Genomic DNA, 16,355 nt, shown 5'->3' with positions numbered 1-16,355 from the left:
TGCGCAGGTATCGAAGATCACAAAGAGGGGGCCTGCCAGACTGGCCCCATGCATCTCGTGCCTGCCGACCGAGCCGACCGTCGTTCCATCGACGGGCACCGGGTCTGCGAGGCGATCGCCGCCATCGGTGAGGCGGGGCGTCTGCGCACCTGGGCCGACCGTTTCTCCCTGCTCGCCGACGCCAACCGGCTGGCGCTGCTGGTCGCGCTGCACCGCACCGGGCCGCTCGCCGTGTCGGACCTCGCCACCGCCACGGGGATGAACGACCCCGCCGTCTCCCAGGCCCTGCGGCTGCTGCGGGCGGCCGGGGTCGTGGCGGGGGAGAAGGAGGGGCGCGTGGTGCGGTACAGGGTGGTGGACGCGGACGTCCGGGGGCTGTTGGAGCACTGCGTGGGCTGAACGGCCGCGCACGGTTCCCTTTCCGGGCAATGTGGACAGATACAGATTCCGTACCGTCGTCCGTCCCCCTGGGAGCCCGTATGGCAGACCTCTCGCCGGACCTCTCGTCCAGGAACCCCGACTGGTGGCGGCAGGCCGTCGTCTACCAGGTCTATCCGCGCAGCTTCGCCGACGCCGACGGTGACGGCCTCGGCGACCTGCGGGGCATCACCGAACGGCTGGGCCACCTCTCCTCCCTCGGCGTGGACGCCCTGTGGCTGAGCCCCTTCTACCCCTCCGAACTCGCCGACGGCGGCTACGACGTCATCGACCCGCGCGGGGTCGACGAGCGCCTCGGCACCCTGGACGACTTCGACGCCCTGGTGGGCGAGGCGCACCGGCTCGGACTCAAGGTCGTCGTGGACATCGTCCCCAATCACACCTCCCATCTGCACCGCTGGTTCCAGGAGGCGCTGCGTGCCGGGCCGGGGTCCGCCGCCCGGGAACGGTACGTCTTCCGGCCGGGGCGCGGCGCGCGCGGTGAACTGCCGCCCAGCGACTGGCAGTCGGTGTTCGGCGGCAGCGCCTGGCGGCGGGTGCCCGACGGGGAGTGGTACCTGCACCTGTTCGCGCCCGAACAGCCCGACCTCAACTGGGACGACGAGGAGGTCCGCGCCGACTTCCGCGCCACCCTGCGGTTCTGGTCGGACCGGGGCGTGGACGGCTTCCGCGTGGACGTCGCCCACGGCCTGGCCAAGGACCTCACCGAGCCGCTGCGGGACATCGGCGGCATCGGCGCGACCGGCGAGCAGGCCCTGCCGCTGGTGCCGCCGGGCAGCCACCCGTACTGGGACCGGGACGAGGTCCACGAGATCTACCGCGACTGGCGCAAGATCTTCGACGCCTACAGCCCGCCGCGCACCGCCGTCGCCGAGGCCTGGGTCCCCGGGGCCCGCCGCGCCCTGTACGCCCGCCCGGACGAACTCGGCCAGGCCTTCAACTTCGAGTACCTGGAGGCACGCTGGGACGCGGAGGAGCTGCGGGACGTCATCACCGCCTCGCTGGTCACGGCCCGGGCCGCCGGCGCCTCCGCGACCTGGGTGCTGTCCAACCACGACGTCGTACGGCACGCCTCCCGGCTCGTGCTGCCGGCCGGCACCGACCCGGCCGCCTGGCTGCTGTCCGGCGGCACCGCACCCGCGATCGACCCGGCGGCCGGACTGCGCCGGGCCCGGGCGGCGACCCTGCTGATGCTGGCGCTGCCCGGCTCGGCGTACCTGTACCAGGGGGAGGAACTGGGCCTGCCCGAGGTCGCCGACCTGCCCACCGAGGTGCTCCAGGACCCGATCTGGGAACAGACCGGCCACGTCCGCAAGGGCCGCGACGGCTGCCGGGTGCCGCTGCCGTGGACGACGACCGGACCGTCGTACGGCTTCGGCCCCGGGCCCGGCTGGCTGCCGCAGCCGGCGGCCTTCGCCGCGTACGCCGTGGAGGCGCAGGCCGGCACCGAGGGCTCCACGCTGGAGCTGTACCGCTCGGCCCTGCGACTGCGCCGCAAGCTCCTCCAGGGCGAGACTCTGACCTGGACGCCGGACGCGCCCGCGGACGTCCTGGACTTCGGCCGCACCGAGACCTGGCGGAACGTCACGAACCTCGGCACCGGCCCGGTAGCGCTGCCACCGGGCGAGGTCCTGCTGAGCAGCGCCCCGCTGCCGGACGGCAGGGTCCTGCCGCCGGACACCACGGTCTGGCTGGCCTAGGGCGACGGAACCGGGCTGGGGGTGAGGCCGCCGCCGGTGCCGCCGCCCGTGCCGCCGCCGCTCGTGCCGCCGCCGAGGGCGCCGAGGTCCAGCGGGGTGGACGTGGCGGTCGGCGGCGGGGTGAGCACCACCTCCGGCTGGCCCGCCGGCGGGGCCGGCGGCGTCAGGTCGGACGACGGCAGCTTCGGCGGGGTGGTCTGGTTGAAGATGGTCTGGTCGAAGTCGACCAGACCGGTCTTCTCCATCACCGTGATGTGGTCCAGGACGGTGTCGTTGGCCTGGTCGGCGAGGGCCCGCACCAGCGAGTTCTTGGTGGTGGAGCGGATCTTCGCGATCGTGTTGAAGATCGAGCCGTGCGTCATCCGCAGGATGTTGGCGAAGTCGGTGTCGAACTGCTTGCCGCTCTCGCCCTTCAACTGGTTGACGAAGCCGACCTGTTGCGGACTCGCCACGTTGGGCAGCGTGATGTTCAGCATGGGGCCGATCTTGCGGCAGGAGGCGTCCAGCGCGGCGTGCCCGTCGATCAGGTGCTCGCTGGCGGTCCTGACCCCCTTGCTGGAGCCCTTCTGGAGCCCGATCTGGCCGAGCGGGTACTCCCACAGGCCGGCCGCCCGCACCTTGACCACGAAGTCCCGGTCCGCCTCGGTGAGCGGTCCCCACTGTGTCTGCGCGATGATCCGCGTCTGTGAGCTGGAGACGGTGCTCAGCCCGAGCATGCCCGGGTAGGCGAGGGCCGCGAGGGTCAGGGCCATCGCACCGCCCACGAAGAGAGTTCCCGTCGCGTTCCGCGAAAAGCGCACCGTTCCTCCTGCCTGCGGGTCCCGCCCGTCGTTCGGACGCACAGCAGTACGGACGCCCGCGCCGTTCGTCTCAGTGCGCGCGGGTAAAGAATCTCCCGGGGCGGTTGGCGGAAGGTTGACCGCTGCGCGGCGCAAGGTTGACCACTTCCCGGGTGAAGGCAGAGCGGGACCGCCCCTAGATTCGCCGCATGCCCCCACCGTCACCGCCCCGGCCCCCGGCCGCGCTGCCCGTCCTGCCCTACCGCAAGCCCACCCGGGGCCGCGACTACTGGGTGCTGGACGACGTCCTGCCGGACGCCGACGCCGTACGGGAGCGGTGCCTGGCCAAGGACGACTGGGCCGAGGGGTACCCGTACACCTCCGAGACCTGGCCCGGCCTGCGCGCCATGCCCGCCCTGGAGCCGGGGGAACTCGCCCGGGTCGAGAGGCTGGTGCGGAAGGCGACCGGGGCGCGGGAGCTGTGGGTGCAGCGGGCGCCGGGCGGCGGCACCCTCAACCACAACTGCGTGCAGGTGGTCGGCGAGGGCGAGAGCGAACCCCGCCCGCACACCGACTCCCGCGCGCTGTGCCGGTACGCGGCCGTGCTCTACCTCAACCCCGGGCTGCCGGGGGACTGCGGGACCGCCTTCTACCGCCAGTCGCTGCCGGGCGGCCGGCTCGGCGGCAACATCGTGCAGGCCCCGCACACCAACCTGGTCGAGGCGCTGGGGACGCGGTTCGTCCCGGCGGACCACTTCGAGGAGGACGTCCGCGTCCCGCACCGGTACAACCGCCTGCTGCTCTACCACGCCAACCTGGTGCACAGCGCGACCGGTTACTCCGGCCGGACGCTGGAGGAGAAGCGGATGACGGCGGTGTTCTTCTGGATGGCCTGACCGGACGGCCGGCGCCGCCCGCCCCCTGGTGAGGCGGCGGGCGGTGTGAGGAGGCCGGGCGCGCGGTACGGATGACGGGTATGAGCAGTGTCGCCATCGTGGGAGCCGGGCCGGGACTCGGGACCGCCGTCGCGCGGCGGTTCGGGCGCGAGGGGTTCGCCGTCGGGCTCGTCGCGCGGGACCGGGGGCGGCTGGACGCGATCGCCGGCGCACTGGCGGCCGAGGGCGTCACCGCCCGCGGGTTCGCCGCCGACGTGCGCCGGCCGGAGGAGCTGGCCGCGGCGCTGGGCGAGCTGGCCGACGCACTCGGGACCGTCGAGGTGCTCCAATACAGCCCGGTGCCGCACCGCGACTTCATGCGGCCCGTGCTGGAGACCCGGCACCGGGACCTGGTGGGCCCGATCGAGTTCTCCGTGTACGGGCCGGTGGCCGCCGTGCAGCAGGTGCTGCCGGGCATGCGACGGCTGGGGCGCGGGACGATCCTGTTCGTCAACGGCGGGAGCGCCGCCGTACCGCATCCCGAGCGGGCCGGCACCTCGATCGCCTTCGCGGCGGAGAGCGCGTACGGGCACCTGCTGCACGACCGGCTGGCGGGTGAGGGCATCCACGTCGCCCAGCTGGTCATCCCCGGGGCCATCACGGCAGGTCACGAGCGCAAGGACCCGAGTGTCCTCGCGGAGAGGCTGTGGAGCCTGCACCGGGAGCGGCACGGGTTCCGGCACTACGCCGACGACCTCGACGGCTGAGCGGCCGTTGACCGACCGGAAGCGGTCACCCTGCGGGGAGTGACGTTGTGGGCCAATATGGGGCTATTGGCCGCTTCGCTCTCTTCAAGGGGGCCTCCATGGCTGTCGACATCCCTCCGCTCGTCAAGACGTCACGGCTCAGAAGCCGGGGCGGACTGCTCGGCGAGTGCCTGGCGGAGTTCCTCGGAACCCTCGTCCTCATCGCCTTCGGCTGCGGTGTGGGCGCGATGGCGGTCGCGGCGCTGCCCGGTTCGGGCCGGGCCGCCACCCCCACCACGATCTTCCTCGCGGCCGGTGACTGGCTGCTGATCACCTGGGGCTGGGCGCTGGCCGTCGTCTTCGGCGTCTACGTGGCCGGCGGCGTCAGCGGCGCCCACATCAACCCGGCGGTGACCCTGGCCATGGCCGTGCGCCGCGGCTTCCCCTGGGCCAAGGTGCTGCCGTACTGGTTCGCGCAGGTCGTCGGCGCCCTCACCGGCGCCGCGCTGGTCTACCTCGTCTACCACAACGCGATCGACGCCTACGACAGCACGGTGACGGGACCGAAGGTGAACGGGCACACCAATGCCACGTTCTCGATCTTCGCGACGTTCCCGGCCCCGTACTTCCACGGCGGCATCTGGGGGCCGCTCATCGACCAGATCGTCGGCACGGCCTTCCTGCTCATGCTGATCGCGGCCGTGCTCGACCTGCGCAACCAGGCCGTGAAGGCCAACCTCGCCCCGCTGGTCGTGGGTTTCGTCGTCGCCGCGATCGGCATGTCCTACGGCGCGAACGCCGGCTACGCCATCAACCCGGCCCGTGACTTCGGGCCACGCCTGCTCACCTACGCGGCGGGCTGGGGCAGCCTGGCGTTCCCGGGGAGCGTGTCCGGCTCGTTCAGCGCGTACTGGTGGATCCCGATCGTCGGTCCGCTGGTCGGCGCCGTGATCGGGATCGTGGTCTACGACCTGTTCGTCGGTGACGTACTGCTCGTGCGCTCCGAGCTGGCCCAGCTGCCGGAGCCGGGCAGGGCGTCGCCCGTGAAGACCAGCGACGAGGAGTAGCCGGGGCGGCGTCACGTCCCGCTGCCCGTGATCGTGACCTTGGTGCCGACGGCCGTGTGCTCGTACAGCCGGCGGGCGTCGGCGGAGCGGAGCCGGCCCCGCGGGACCGGCGGGCGGCCGTCGAGCACTGGCTCACCGTCGGCGCTGCGTCGGCCTCGCCACCGACGGCACCGCCGAACGCTTCTACCGGCGGGTCATCCCCGGCGACGTCATCCGCGTCACCGGCTCCAAGGACACCGTCGAGGCCGGCAACGGCTACGGCGACCGGAACCTCAGCTGGTCCGGGTGGCCGGCCCACGGCGCGGCCCGGGAGAGCGGGGGAGCTCCACGGTCGTGACCACCCGTACGGCGCTGGGCGCGCGGGGCGTGGAACCGAACCCGAACCGCACGGGCGGCGCGACCGGCGCGAGCGGACCCTGGTCCCGGCCGTCGTACACCGTGGTGGCCGACACGACCGGGAGCAGGTCCAGGGCGCCGTACCACTCGCGCCGCCCGCCGCCCGCGCTGCCCCGCGTGCGCACGCCGAGCAGCAGCCGCGCGGGCGGGTACGTCAGCACCGTCCAGGCCGGCCGGGCGGCGAGCGGCGCGGGTACGGCGCGCAGCAGCCGGCCCATGGGGCCCCGCGGGCCGGTGGTGAGGCGCAGGTCCAGCGGGCCGGCCGTGATCTGCCAGTGCCGGCCCGCGACCCGTACGGTGACGGGCGTGATCTCCACGTCGTCGAAGGAGTAGGTCGCGGCGATGAAGTCGGCGGTCCGCCGGGAGGGCGCCAGCAGCAGCCGGTGCCCGTCCGCCCGCTCGACCATGACGTCGCTGAACCGCCCGAACGGCGACCCGCCCCAGTGGCCCAGCACCACCCGGGTGCCGGACGCCGTCCCGGTCCCGACGATCCACCCCTCGAAACGCGTCCGCGTCCGGCGGCCGGGCCTCGCGTCACCCGTCACGGCGGACCCGGTGGAGACCCACTCGAATCCGCGCAGGTGCGGCAGGGGCCACCCGCCGCCGACGGGACCGAACAGGCACTGGGCCCGGGCCAGGGTTCACCGCGCTCATCGGCCGCCTCCCGGTCTGCCTCACGTCCCCCCTGGACACCACCGGTCCCGAGTGGCCCGCGGATGCCCCGGCAAACCGGCCGGCGTCGGTCACAGGGCCAGCAGCAGGGCGGCCAGGGTGGTGAAACAGGCGCACACCGCGAGCGCCACGCCCACGCAGCGCCGCCGCAGTTCGGCGTACCGCTGCTCGTACTCGGCCCGCAGCGACACGCACCGGGCCGCGACGCGTTCGAGGTCGGCCCGGGCCCGCAGCAGGCTGTCGGCGGCGTAGCGCCGTTCGACCTCCTCGCGCTGCGCCGTCGTCAGCCAGTCCAGGGAGCCGGCGAACTCGCGGGCGCGCTGCTCCGCCTCCGCGACCCTGGCCTGCCACAGCAGGTAGCCCTCGACCTCGTTGCCGAGGTCGCCGCCGACTCCGGTCCCCTGCTGGGGCAGACCGCTCACGCCCGGCCCCGGTCGCTCGTGATCGCGGTGGTGTGGCCCTCCTGCTCCCGCATCGCGATGTCCGGGTGGTGCAGGTCGAACGCCGGGGACTCGCTGCGGATCCGGGGCAGGGTGAGGAAGTTGTGCCGGGGCGGCGGGCAGGAGGTCGCCCACTCCAGCGAACGGCCGTAGCCCCACGGGTCGTCCACGCCGACCGGCTTGCCGTACTTGGCCGTCTTCCAGACGTTGTAGAGGAACGGCAGGATCGACAGGCCGAGCAGGAAGGAGCTGATGGAGGACACCGTGTTCAGCGCGGTGAAGCCGTCGGCGGCCAGGTAGTCGGCGTAGCGGCGCGGCATGCCCTCGGCGCCCAGCCAGTGCTGGACCAGGAAGGTGCCGTGGAAGCCGGTGAACAGGGTCCAGAAGCAGATCTTGCCCAGGCGCTCGTCGAGCATCTTGCCGGTGAACTTGGGCCACCAGAAGTGGAAGCCGGCGAACATCGCGAAGACCACCGTGCCGAAGACGACGTAGTGGAAGTGGGCCACCACGAAGTAGCTGTCCGTCACGTGGAAGTCCATGGGCGGGGAGGCCAGGATGACACCGGTCAGGCCGCCGAAGAGGAACGTCACGAGGAAGCCGGTCACCCAGAGCATGGGTGTCTCGAAGGACAACGAGCCCTTCCACATCGTGCCGATCCAGTTGAAGAACTTCACCCCGGTCGGTACGGCGATCAGGAAGGTCATGAAGGAGAAGAACGGCAGCAGCACCGCGCCGGTGGGGAACATGTGGTGGGCCCACACCGTGACCGACAGGCCGGCGATGGCGATGGTCGCGGCGACGAGGCCCATGTAGCCGAAGATCGGCTTGCGGGAGAACACCGGGATGACCTCGGTGACGATGCCGAAGAACGGCAGCGCGATGATGTACACCTCCGGATGGCCGAAGAACCAGAAGAGGTGCTGCCACAGGATCGGGCCGCCGTTGGCCGCGTCGTACACATGGGCGCCGAAGATGCGGTCGGCCGCCAGCGCGAACAGGGCGGCGGCCAGCACCGGGAAGGCGAACAGGACCAGGACACTGGTCAGCAGCACGTTCCAGGTGAAGATCGGCATGCGGAACATGGTCATGCCGGGCGCGCGCATCGCGGTGATCGTGGTGATGAAGTTGACGGCACCGAGGATGGTGCCGAAGCCGGAGAACGCCAGACCCAGGATCCACATGTTCGCGCCGACCCCGGGGGTGCGGATCGCGTCGGACAGGGGCGTGTAGGCGAACCAGCCGAAGTCGGCCGCTCCGTTCGGGGTGAGGAAGCCGGCCACCGCGATGAGCGAGCCGAACAGGTACAGCCAGTAGGCGAACATGTTCAGCCGGGGAAAGGCCACGTCGGGCGCGCCGATCTGGAGCGGCATGATCCAGTTGGTGAAGCCGGCGAACAACGGGGTGGCGAACATCAGCAGCATCACGGTGCCGTGCATCGTGAACAGCTGGTTGTACTGCTCCTTCGAGACGACCTGGAGTCCGGGACGGGCCAGTTCGGCGCGGATGATCAGCGCCATCACCCCGCCGGCCAGGAAGAACCCGAAGGACGTCGACAGATAGAGGGTGCCGATCGTCTTGTGGTCGGTGGTCGTCAGCCACTTCACCACGACGTTGCCGGGCTGCTTGCGCCGGACCGGCAACTCGTTCTCGTACGAGTCCTCGGCTGGGGCGCCACCGCCCTGGGGTTCGTTGAGGATGCTCACCAGTCGTCCGTCTCCCGATGCTCGCCGTCCGCCCACGACAGGACGTCGGTCACCCGCCATCCTCGCCACGCGAGGCCGCGCTCGGGGCCCTGAGCGTGCGACGTGCGGCCATTCGGATGACGGATACACCCGACCGGCCCAACGAGCCACGGCCCGACCCCCCTCCCCGGCACCGTCCCGGCGCTGCCGGGAGGGGGGTCAGGGGGCGGGCCGGAGGTCCCCCGCGAAGACGATCACCTGGTCGATGAGGTGCGTACGGGGCCGCAGGTGCACCACGTCCGTCCCGGCCAGCCGGGGCCCGCCGTCCGGTGTGGTGAAGGCCCACTGGTAGCGGGCCCATTCACCCGGCATGTCCACCGCCGAACAGCGGACCATCGTGCCGGCGCCGGCGGGGTGGCGACGGATGTCCAGCACGAACCGTTCGACCGCCTCCACTCCCTCGCTGCGTCCCAGCGGGCCCCAGAACACCACGTCGGGGGTGAGGGCCTGGGACAGCAGGGAGATCACCTGGCCGTCCTCGCGCGCGTTGAACGCGGAGAGGAACATGTCGATCGCTGACTGAGCGGCTTCTTCCAGCATGCAGCAGTCATACCAGCCGCGCCGGGGCGCGCCGGCGGACTCCCGGGGAGAACCCGCGGCCCCCGCCCGGCGGGGGCCGGGGCGGCTAGGATCCCGGGCATGGCCCTGACAGTGAGCGACGTGGAGCGGTTCGAGGCGGCCCGGCCCCGGCTGGAGGCCATCGCCTACCGCCTGCTCGGCTCGGCGAGCGAGGCCGAGGACGCCGTGCAGGAGACGTTCCTGCGCTGGCAGGCCGCCGGCGCCGGCCACGTCGAGGTCCCCGAGGCCTGGCTGACGAAGGTGCTCACCAACCTCTGCCTCAACCAGCTCACCTCGGCCCGCGCGCGCCGCGAGACCTACGTGGGCCAGTGGCTGCCCGAGCCGCTGCTCGCCGGCGACCCGATGCTGGGCCCGGCCGACACCGCGGAACAGCGCGAGTCGGTGTCGTACGCCGTCCTCACCCTGCTGGAGCGCCTGACCCCGGGCGAGCGGGCGGTGTACGTGCTGCGGGAGGCCTTCGACTACCCGCACCGGGAGATCGCCGGGATCCTCGACATCAGCGAGGCCGCCAGCCAGCAGATCCTCCACCGGGCCAAGAAGCACGTCGCGGACGGCAAGGCCCGCATCGAGATCGACGAGGCCGCCGCCCGGCGGATCGTCGAGGAGTTCCTGGCCGCCGCCACCAGCGGCCGGACCGAGCCGCTGGTACGGCTGCTCACCCAGGACGCCGTCTCGATCGGCGACGGCGGCGGCAAGGTCCCGGCCCGCACGAAGGCGTTCGAGGGCGCGCTCGCGGTCGCCACGTTCATGCGGGGCCTGTTCAAGCCCGGCACGGCCAAGCGCAACCTGGTAGGCGGCTCGCCCGGGATCTACGCCACCACCGCCAACGGCGAGCCGGCCGTCGTGGCGGTCCTCGACGGGCGGGTCATCGGCGTCATCTGCCTGGAGGTCACCGCCGACGGCATCCGCGCGTTCCGCGGCCAGGCCAACCCCGACAAGCTCGAACGCGCGACCCGGCACTGGGCGGCCACCGACCACGGCGAACCCCTGCTCCGGCCCTTCTGAGATTCCGGGCTCCAGCCCACCGACCACCATGTGACGTGCTTCACATCCGGTTCCTGTCAGGAAACGGCGGGGCGCCCGGTTCAAGGGGCGAATCCGCTCAAGACAGGAGCCAGGAAATGCAGCACCGCATCGTCGTCCTCGGAGCCGGATACACCGGAGCCATCGCCGCCGGCCGCCTCGCCAGGCGGCTGCGCCCCGAAGACGTCTCCATCACCCTCGTCAACGCCGAACCCGACTTCGTGGAGCGCGTCCGCCTGCACCAGCTCGCCACCGGCCAGGACCTCAAGTCCCGGCCGCTCGGCGAGATGTTCGCGGGCACCGGTGTGCGGCTGAGGCTCGCGCGGGTCACCGGCGTCGACGTCGACCGCAGGACGGTCGCCGTCACCGGCGCGGACGGCACCGGGGAACTGGAGTACGACACCCTCGTGTACGCCCTGGGCAGCGGCTGGAGCGACCAGGGCGTCCCCGGCGTGGCGGAGCACGCCCACGAGATCACGAGCCGTGCCGGAGCGCTGCGGCTGCGCGAGCGGCTGGCCGGGCTGACGGCCGGACAGCCGGTGGCCGTGGTCGGCGGCGGCCTCACCGGTCTGGAGGCTGCGGCCGAGATCGCCGAGGCCCGCCCGGACCTCGACGTCACCCTCGTCACCCGCGGCGGCCTCGGCGACTGGCTCTCCGCGAAGGGCCGCGACCACGTGCGCGGGGTCCTCGCCGGGCTCGGCGTCACGGTGCACGAGCACACCGACGTCACCGCCGTGGCGGCCGGCCACGTCACCACCGCCGACGGCGCCACGGTCCCGGCCGCGGTCACCGTGTGGACCACCGGCTTCGCCGTCCACCCGGTCGCGCGGGCCACCGGCCTCGAGGTCACCGGCGCCGGCCGGATCGTCGTCGACCGGTCCATGCGCTCGGTCTCGCACCCGGACGTGTACGCCGTCGGCGACGCGGCCCTGGCGACGGGCGCCGGCGACAAGCCGCTGCGGATGTCGTGCGCCTCGGGCGTCCCCACCGCCTGGCAGGCCGCCGACGCCATCGCGGCGCGCCTGACCGGCGGCAAGCTCCCCAAGGTGCCGCTGCGTTACTTCAACCAGTGCGTCTCGCTGGGCCGCAAGGAAGGCCTGATCCAGTACGTCACCGCCGACGACCGCGCGGTGCGGGCGGCCCTGACCGGCCGGATCGCCGCCGTCTACAAGGAACTGGTCTGCAGGGGCGCGGCCTGGGGCGTCGCCAACCCGCTGCTCGTCCCGGCCCCGCGACGGCGCGTCGTGCGGGAGCGGGCGGACGCGGTGTCACCGGCCAACGCACCGGCCTGAGACCGGCGTTCGGTCCGCGACGCCCCTTCCCGGGCGCGCGGTGTCCGGCGTCCGCCGCGCGGGCCACACCGGTTGTCGTCGGCGGTTCGCGGCGACAACCGGGCGGCGCGGGCCGTGGCGTCCCGGCACGGCGCCCGGCTCGTGGCCGAACCGTGGGCCGCACGGGACGCGGTGCGCAGGTCCGGCCCGCTCCGTCTCCGGGTGCCACGTCCCACGCCGCTCACACCCGTGAACCGGGACGCGTGGTCACCGGGAGCTCACCAGCGCCAGGCGTCCTCGTCGGCGCGTGGGGCCGGGGCGGGCGCGGCCGGCGCGGCCGGGGGCGCGTCGTGGCAGGTGAACCCGAGCCGGGTCAGGGCCCGGCGCATCTCGCCCGACGTGAAGTCGCGGCGGTCCTGCTTGGTGATCACCTCGCCGACCTGCATGACGGGGTAGACGCGGCGGCCGATGCTCACCGAGACACCGGTGACCGGTTCGGGCGAGACCCCGTTCATCGACTGCTCGACCTCGCTCTTGGTCAGGTCGAAGGGGAAACGGGCGATGACACAGCGCATGGCGGACTCCACAGGATCGGGGGAGGGACAGCGGAGGGATCGACCGTAGGCTCGCCCCGGACGCGGAGGGCGAATCCCGGTACCTGGACTAGGAGTTGTTCCTCGGGGCGGAGCGACGGGTGCGGGTGGCCGCTCCCCGGCCGGCCCCGCGTCCCCGGCGGCCGCGCGGGGCGGACGCGGCGCGCTCGCTCCGTTCGGCGGCCGGCACGGTGACCGTGACGGGCACACCGGAGGGGGTGCGGGCGCCGGTGATGCGGTGCAGTTCGGCCTCGCCGGGGCGGACCCGGACGGTACGCGCGGTGATGCCGGCGTCGGCCATCAGGCGGTCCATCGCACGCCGCTGGTGCGGCAGGACGAGGGTGACGACCGTGCCGGACTCGCCGGCCCGGGCGGTACGGCCGCCCCGGTGCAGGTAGTCCTTGTGGTCGCCGGGCGGGTCGACGTTGACGACGAGGTCGAGGCCGTCGACGTGGATGCCGCGGGCGGCGACGTTGGTCGCCACCAGGACCGTGACGTGGCCGTCCTTGAACTGGGCGAGCGTGCGGTTGCGCTGCGGCTGCGACTTGCCGCCGTGCAGGGCCGAGGCGCGCACCCCGACGGACAGCAGGTGCCTAGCCATCCGGTCGACCGCGTGCTTGGTGTCCAGGAACATGATCACCCGCCCGTCCCGGGCGGCGATCTCGGTCGCGGCGGTGTGCTTGTCGTCGTCGTGCACGTGCAGCAGATGGTGCTCCATGGTGCTGACGGCTCCCGCGGACGGGTCGACCGAGTGCACGACGGGGTCGTGGAGGTAGCGCCGTACCAGCAGGTCGATGTTGCGGTCCAGGGTGGCCGAGAACAGCAGCCGCTGGCCGCCGTCGGCGACCTGGTCGAGCAGGGCCGTCACCTGGGGCATGAAGCCCATGTCGGCCATCTGGTCCGCCTCGTCCAGCACGGTGACGCCGACCTGGTCCAGCCGGCAGTCGCCCCGCTCGATGAGGTCCTTCAGACGGCCGGGCGTGGCGACGACGACCTCGGCGCCGCCGCGCAGCGCGCTCGCCTGCCGGCCGATCGACATGCCGCCCACCACCGTGGCGAGCCGCAGCCGCAGGGCGCGGGCGTAGGGGGTGAGGGCGTCGGTGACCTGCTGGGCCAGTTCCCGGGTGGGCACGAGGACGAGCGCGAGCGGCTGCCGGGGCTGGGCCCGCTGCCCGTCCAGACGGGCCAGCAGCGGCAGGCCGAAGGCGAGCGTCTTGCCCGAGCCCGTGCGCCCGCGGCCCAGGACGTCCCGGCCGGCCAGCGCGTTCGGCAGCGTGGCCGCCTGGATCGGGAAGGGCGCGGTGACGCCTTCGGCGCCGAGCGCGGCCAGCAGGCGTGCCGGCATGTCCAGTTCGGCGAACGTCTCGACCGCGGGCAGCGGTTCGGTGAGGGTGACCGGCAGGGCGAACTCCTGCCGGCGGGTGCCGGAGCGCGCGCCCGCGCCGCTCCTGCGTCCGGTGCCCGGACGGGCGCCCTGCCGGCCCTGCTCCTGCGCACGGGAACGGCCGCCGCGCGTGCCGCCGGCCGTCCGGGTGGACGTTCGGTCCGCGCGGAAGCGGCCTGGGTCGCCGCCGGTGCGACGGGTGCGGTTCATGAGGGAACCTTCCTCGATGCGGCGTATCGAGGAATTCCGCCCAGCGGTGAACGAGCCGCGCGTGGATTCACAAGAATGAGCCGACGGAAATGCGAAAATCCGGCCTGGGCCGGGAAAACAACGGGCTGGGGCCCGCACCTCGAGAGCGCGGGCCCCAGCACCATGCAGCGCGTCAGCGTCAGGCGGGAACGATGTTCTCGGCCTGCGGGCCCTTCTGGCCCTGCGTGACGTCGAAGGTAACCTTCTGGCCTTCCTGAAGCTCGCGGAAGCCGGAGGTGGCGATGTTCGAGTAGTGGGCGAACACGTCGGCGCCGCCGCCGTCCTGCTCGATGAAGCCGAAGCCCTTTTCCGCGTTGAACCACTTCACGGTGCCAGATGCCATATTGAATCTCCCTTGGGGGCAATGCCGGACTCCGCACTTTACGGAGTCGAGTCGCCGCGATGATCACCCCTCCGGAAGAATCCGGAAAGCTCTGCAAAGAAAAAATCTCTGGCAACCAAAACTGCAACTGCTATCACGCTAACACAGGCGGGCCGGAAGCCCCATGTTTTTCGCGATCGTCCAGGTATTCTGACGCCGTCGTGGCCGGAAATTCTGTAGCGGCGGCTCTAGGTATCCGTGCCGCGTTCGCCGAGCCGGCGGCGCATGTCCCGGTTCGCGCGCAGGGCGTCGTCGAGCTGGTCCTCCAGGGAGATGATGCGGCACGCGGCCTCGATGGGAGTGCCCTGGTCCACCAGCTCCCGGGCGCGGGCGGCGACGCGCAGCTGGCGGCGCGAGTACCGGCGGTGGCCGCCCTCCGAACGCAGCGGGGTGATCAGCTCGGCCTCGCCGAGGGCCCGCAGGAAGGCGGGAGTGGTACCGAGGACGTCGGCGGCCCGCCCCATCGTGTAGGCGGGGTAGTCGTCGTCGTCCAGGTTGCCGGCGGCGGGGGCGTTCTCGGCGGGCATGGCACCTTCGTCTCGGGACGCGACGAGGAGCCCGGGCCTGTGCGGCGCCCGTGCCCCGAGGCGTTCGTGCCCTCCGCGTCGTGCGACAACCCTAACTCCGGCGGCCCAGCAGATCTGTCCCCACCGGGACAGACTTCCTCCCCGCGGCCACCGCGGAAGTCCCGTCGCCCTCGCCCGTGGAGGGACTCCGCGTCTTCCGCGAGGGGCGGCGCAGCGAGCGGTGCGCGTGCCCCGCCCACCGGCCGGCGGACGGGGCACGCGCACCGGTGGACGGGGATGCCGGCCGGACTACGTGTTGGGTTCGGCGGCGCTGATCTCGCTCAACGCCGAGTCGGTGTCGCGCTCGACGGCGAGGTCGCCCAGGGAGACGATGCCGACCACCCGGTCCCGTTCGGGGTCGACCACCGGCAGACGGCGTACGGCCTTCTCCCGCATGAGGCCGACCGCGCGGTCGACGGGGTCGTCCGGGGTGACCGTGGTCAGGTCGGTGCTGCACGCGTCCTCGACGTGCACACCGCTGACGTCGCCGCCCTCCGCCAGGATCCGCACGGTGAGGTCCCGGTCCGTCACCAGGCCACGCGGGTGGCCTTCCTCCGTCACCAGGACCGCGCCGATGTCCTCGTCCCGCATACGGCGGGCGACGTCGGCGACGTAGGTCTGCGGGCTCACCTCGATCGGCGGGGCGGTCATCACGTCCCGCACCATCTGTGCTGTCGCCATGGCGGAACCTCCGATTACGTGTCGCGTTGTCTGCGGCTCTCGTGTACGCCGTGCCGTGGCCGCGACCGGTGCGGTGGCCGTGACTACCGCGCCGCGCCGGCCGAACCACCTCGTCAGCCGGACTACCACGATTCCGGCGATCCATGTCTGCTTCGGTGCGATATACGCAGTTGTGTACGTGTCTGTCGGCGTGGGCACCCGTCAGCCACTCCCCCCAGGACAACCCCTGACCGCACCAGCGGGAGGAAGCATGATCAGCCATCGGCATCTGGTGGAAGAGGTGGCGGCACGGGCCCGTCTCGGCGACGAGGAGGCCGCCGACGCCGCCGTTCACCTCGTCCTCGCGGCACTGAGCAGCCGCCTCGACCCACCGCACCGGGAGCATTTGCGGCAGGCCGTGCCGCCCCATGAGCGGGGCGCCCTGGAAATCGGCGCACGGCGGCACGGCGGCGAGGCGCCGGCCGGGCCGGCCGATCCGCTCGACGCGTTGCTGGCCGATGTCGCCCGGCCCGTGGACGCCACCCCCGAGCAGGCGCTGTTCCTGGCGCGGACGGTGGTCTCCCGGATCACGGCCGGGGACACCGGCCTGGAGGCCGACCTGCGCGGCGCCCTTCCGGAGGAGTTCGGGCCGCTGTTCGCGGAAGCCGGCCCGGGGCCCGGACGGCCGGACCGCTGACCCTCCGGGGCGGGTGGACCGCCCGGTCCGCCCGGTCCGCCCGCCCCGCGCGCCCCGCGCGCCCCGGCCGTGCCGTCGGCCGCACCGCCACGGACT

18 protein-coding genes are annotated in these 16,355 nt (G+C 72.9%); 8 read left to right on the top strand and 10 right to left on the bottom strand.

Annotation, left to right across the window (positions count from 1 at the left end):
• Positions 1 to 48 precede the first annotated feature (48 nt).
• Positions 49 to 399, top strand: a complete 351-nt coding sequence (locus LG395_RS05190; RefSeq protein WP_171154486.1) for an ArsR/SmtB family transcription factor — start codon at positions 49 to 51, stop codon at positions 397 to 399.
• An 80-nt stretch (positions 400 to 479) separates the two neighbouring features.
• Positions 480 to 2,138 carry a glycoside hydrolase family 13 protein gene (locus LG395_RS05185; protein ID WP_225808603.1) on the top strand — a complete coding sequence of 553 codons (1,659 nt, stop codon included), beginning with the start codon at positions 480 to 482 and terminating at the stop codon, positions 2,136 to 2,138.
• Here the strand turns inward: LG395_RS05185 and LG395_RS05180 are convergent.
• A complete protein-coding gene (locus tag LG395_RS05180; RefSeq protein ID WP_225808790.1) occupies positions 2,135 to 2,902 on the bottom strand; it encodes a DUF4142 domain-containing protein in 768 nt (255 codons plus the stop codon). The genes LG395_RS05185 and LG395_RS05180 overlap by 4 nt on opposite strands.
• A 224-nt stretch (positions 2,903 to 3,126) precedes the next feature.
• Here LG395_RS05180 and LG395_RS05175 point away from each other — a divergent pair, with 224 nt between their 5' ends.
• From LG395_RS05175 to LG395_RS05165, 3 genes are all read left to right on the top strand, one after another.
• On the top strand, positions 3,127 to 3,813 hold the full coding sequence (locus LG395_RS05175; protein ID WP_171154483.1) for a DUF6445 family protein: 687 nt from the start codon (positions 3,127 to 3,129) through the stop codon (positions 3,811 to 3,813).
• Between the two features lie 80 nt (positions 3,814 to 3,893).
• On the top strand, positions 3,894 to 4,559 hold the full coding sequence (locus tag LG395_RS05170) for an SDR family NAD(P)-dependent oxidoreductase (protein WP_171154481.1): 666 nt from the start codon (positions 3,894 to 3,896) through the stop codon (positions 4,557 to 4,559).
• 98 nt (positions 4,560 to 4,657) lie between these two features.
• Positions 4,658 to 5,605, top strand: coding sequence for an MIP/aquaporin family protein (locus LG395_RS05165; RefSeq protein ID WP_225808602.1), 948 nt, complete (start codon positions 4,658 to 4,660; stop codon positions 5,603 to 5,605).
• 272 nt (positions 5,606 to 5,877) lie between these two features.
• On the opposite strand, the gene LG395_RS05160 is transcribed toward LG395_RS05165, so the two are convergent.
• From LG395_RS05160 to LG395_RS05145, 4 genes are all read right to left on the bottom strand, one after another.
• Positions 5,878 to 6,546, bottom strand: a complete 669-nt coding sequence (locus LG395_RS05160; protein WP_225808601.1) for a hypothetical protein — start codon at positions 6,544 to 6,546, stop codon at positions 5,878 to 5,880.
• A gap of 198 nt (positions 6,547 to 6,744) precedes the next feature.
• Positions 6,745 to 7,095, bottom strand: coding sequence for a cytochrome C oxidase subunit I (locus tag LG395_RS05155; RefSeq protein ID WP_225808600.1), 351 nt, complete (start codon positions 7,093 to 7,095; stop codon positions 6,745 to 6,747).
• Entirely contained in the window at positions 7,092 to 8,816 is a 1,725-nt protein-coding gene (gene ctaD / locus LG395_RS05150; RefSeq protein ID WP_225808599.1) for an aa3-type cytochrome oxidase subunit I, read from the bottom strand. Before ctaD ends, LG395_RS05155 begins: the two co-directional genes overlap by 4 nt.
• Before the next feature lie 198 nt (positions 8,817 to 9,014).
• Positions 9,015 to 9,395: a nuclear transport factor 2 family protein gene (locus tag LG395_RS05145; protein ID WP_171154470.1), complete on the bottom strand. Its 381-nt coding sequence runs from the start codon at positions 9,393 to 9,395 to the stop codon at positions 9,015 to 9,017.
• A gap of 99 nt (positions 9,396 to 9,494) precedes the next feature.
• Here LG395_RS05145 and sigJ point away from each other — a divergent pair, with 99 nt between their 5' ends.
• Positions 9,495 to 10,439, top strand: a complete 945-nt coding sequence (gene sigJ, locus LG395_RS05140; protein ID WP_225808598.1) for an RNA polymerase sigma factor SigJ — start codon at positions 9,495 to 9,497, stop codon at positions 10,437 to 10,439.
• Positions 10,440 to 10,555: 116 nt separating this feature from the next.
• Positions 10,556 to 11,749, top strand: coding sequence for an NAD(P)/FAD-dependent oxidoreductase (locus LG395_RS05135; RefSeq protein ID WP_225808597.1), 1,194 nt, complete (start codon positions 10,556 to 10,558; stop codon positions 11,747 to 11,749).
• Positions 11,750 to 12,006: 257 nt separating this feature from the next.
• On the opposite strand, the gene LG395_RS05130 is transcribed toward LG395_RS05135, so the two are convergent.
• From LG395_RS05130 to LG395_RS05110, 5 genes are all read right to left on the bottom strand, one after another.
• Positions 12,007 to 12,303: an SCO5918 family protein gene (locus LG395_RS05130; RefSeq protein ID WP_225808596.1), complete on the bottom strand. Its 297-nt coding sequence runs from the start codon at positions 12,301 to 12,303 to the stop codon at positions 12,007 to 12,009.
• 88 nt (positions 12,304 to 12,391) lie between these two features.
• Entirely contained in the window at positions 12,392 to 13,915 is a 1,524-nt protein-coding gene (locus LG395_RS05125) for a DEAD/DEAH box helicase (protein ID WP_225808595.1), read from the bottom strand.
• Between the two features lie 178 nt (positions 13,916 to 14,093).
• Positions 14,094 to 14,297 carry a cold-shock protein gene (locus LG395_RS05120; protein ID WP_007383480.1) on the bottom strand — a complete coding sequence of 68 codons (204 nt, stop codon included), beginning with the start codon at positions 14,295 to 14,297 and terminating at the stop codon, positions 14,094 to 14,096.
• Positions 14,298 to 14,524: 227 nt separating this feature from the next.
• Complete coding sequence (locus LG395_RS05115) at positions 14,525 to 14,863, bottom strand: helix-turn-helix domain-containing protein (protein WP_225808594.1); 339 nt, start codon at positions 14,861 to 14,863, stop codon at positions 14,525 to 14,527.
• Positions 14,864 to 15,151: 288 nt separating this feature from the next.
• Positions 15,152 to 15,583, bottom strand: coding sequence for a CBS domain-containing protein (locus LG395_RS05110; RefSeq protein ID WP_171154459.1), 432 nt, complete (start codon positions 15,581 to 15,583; stop codon positions 15,152 to 15,154).
• Between the two features lie 250 nt (positions 15,584 to 15,833).
• Between LG395_RS05110 and LG395_RS05105 the strand changes: the two genes are divergently transcribed.
• Positions 15,834 to 16,259 carry a DUF2267 domain-containing protein gene (locus LG395_RS05105; protein ID WP_225808593.1) on the top strand — a complete coding sequence of 142 codons (426 nt, stop codon included), beginning with the start codon at positions 15,834 to 15,836 and terminating at the stop codon, positions 16,257 to 16,259.
• The last annotated feature ends 96 nt before the right edge of the window (positions 16,260 to 16,355 follow it).

The sequence above is a fragment of the Streptomyces spinosus genome (assembly GCF_020400655.1).
Lineage (GTDB): Bacteria > Actinomycetota > Actinomycetes > Streptomycetales > Streptomycetaceae > Streptomyces > Streptomyces argyrophylli.
This window is presented reverse-complemented; position numbering and strand designations above follow the sequence as displayed.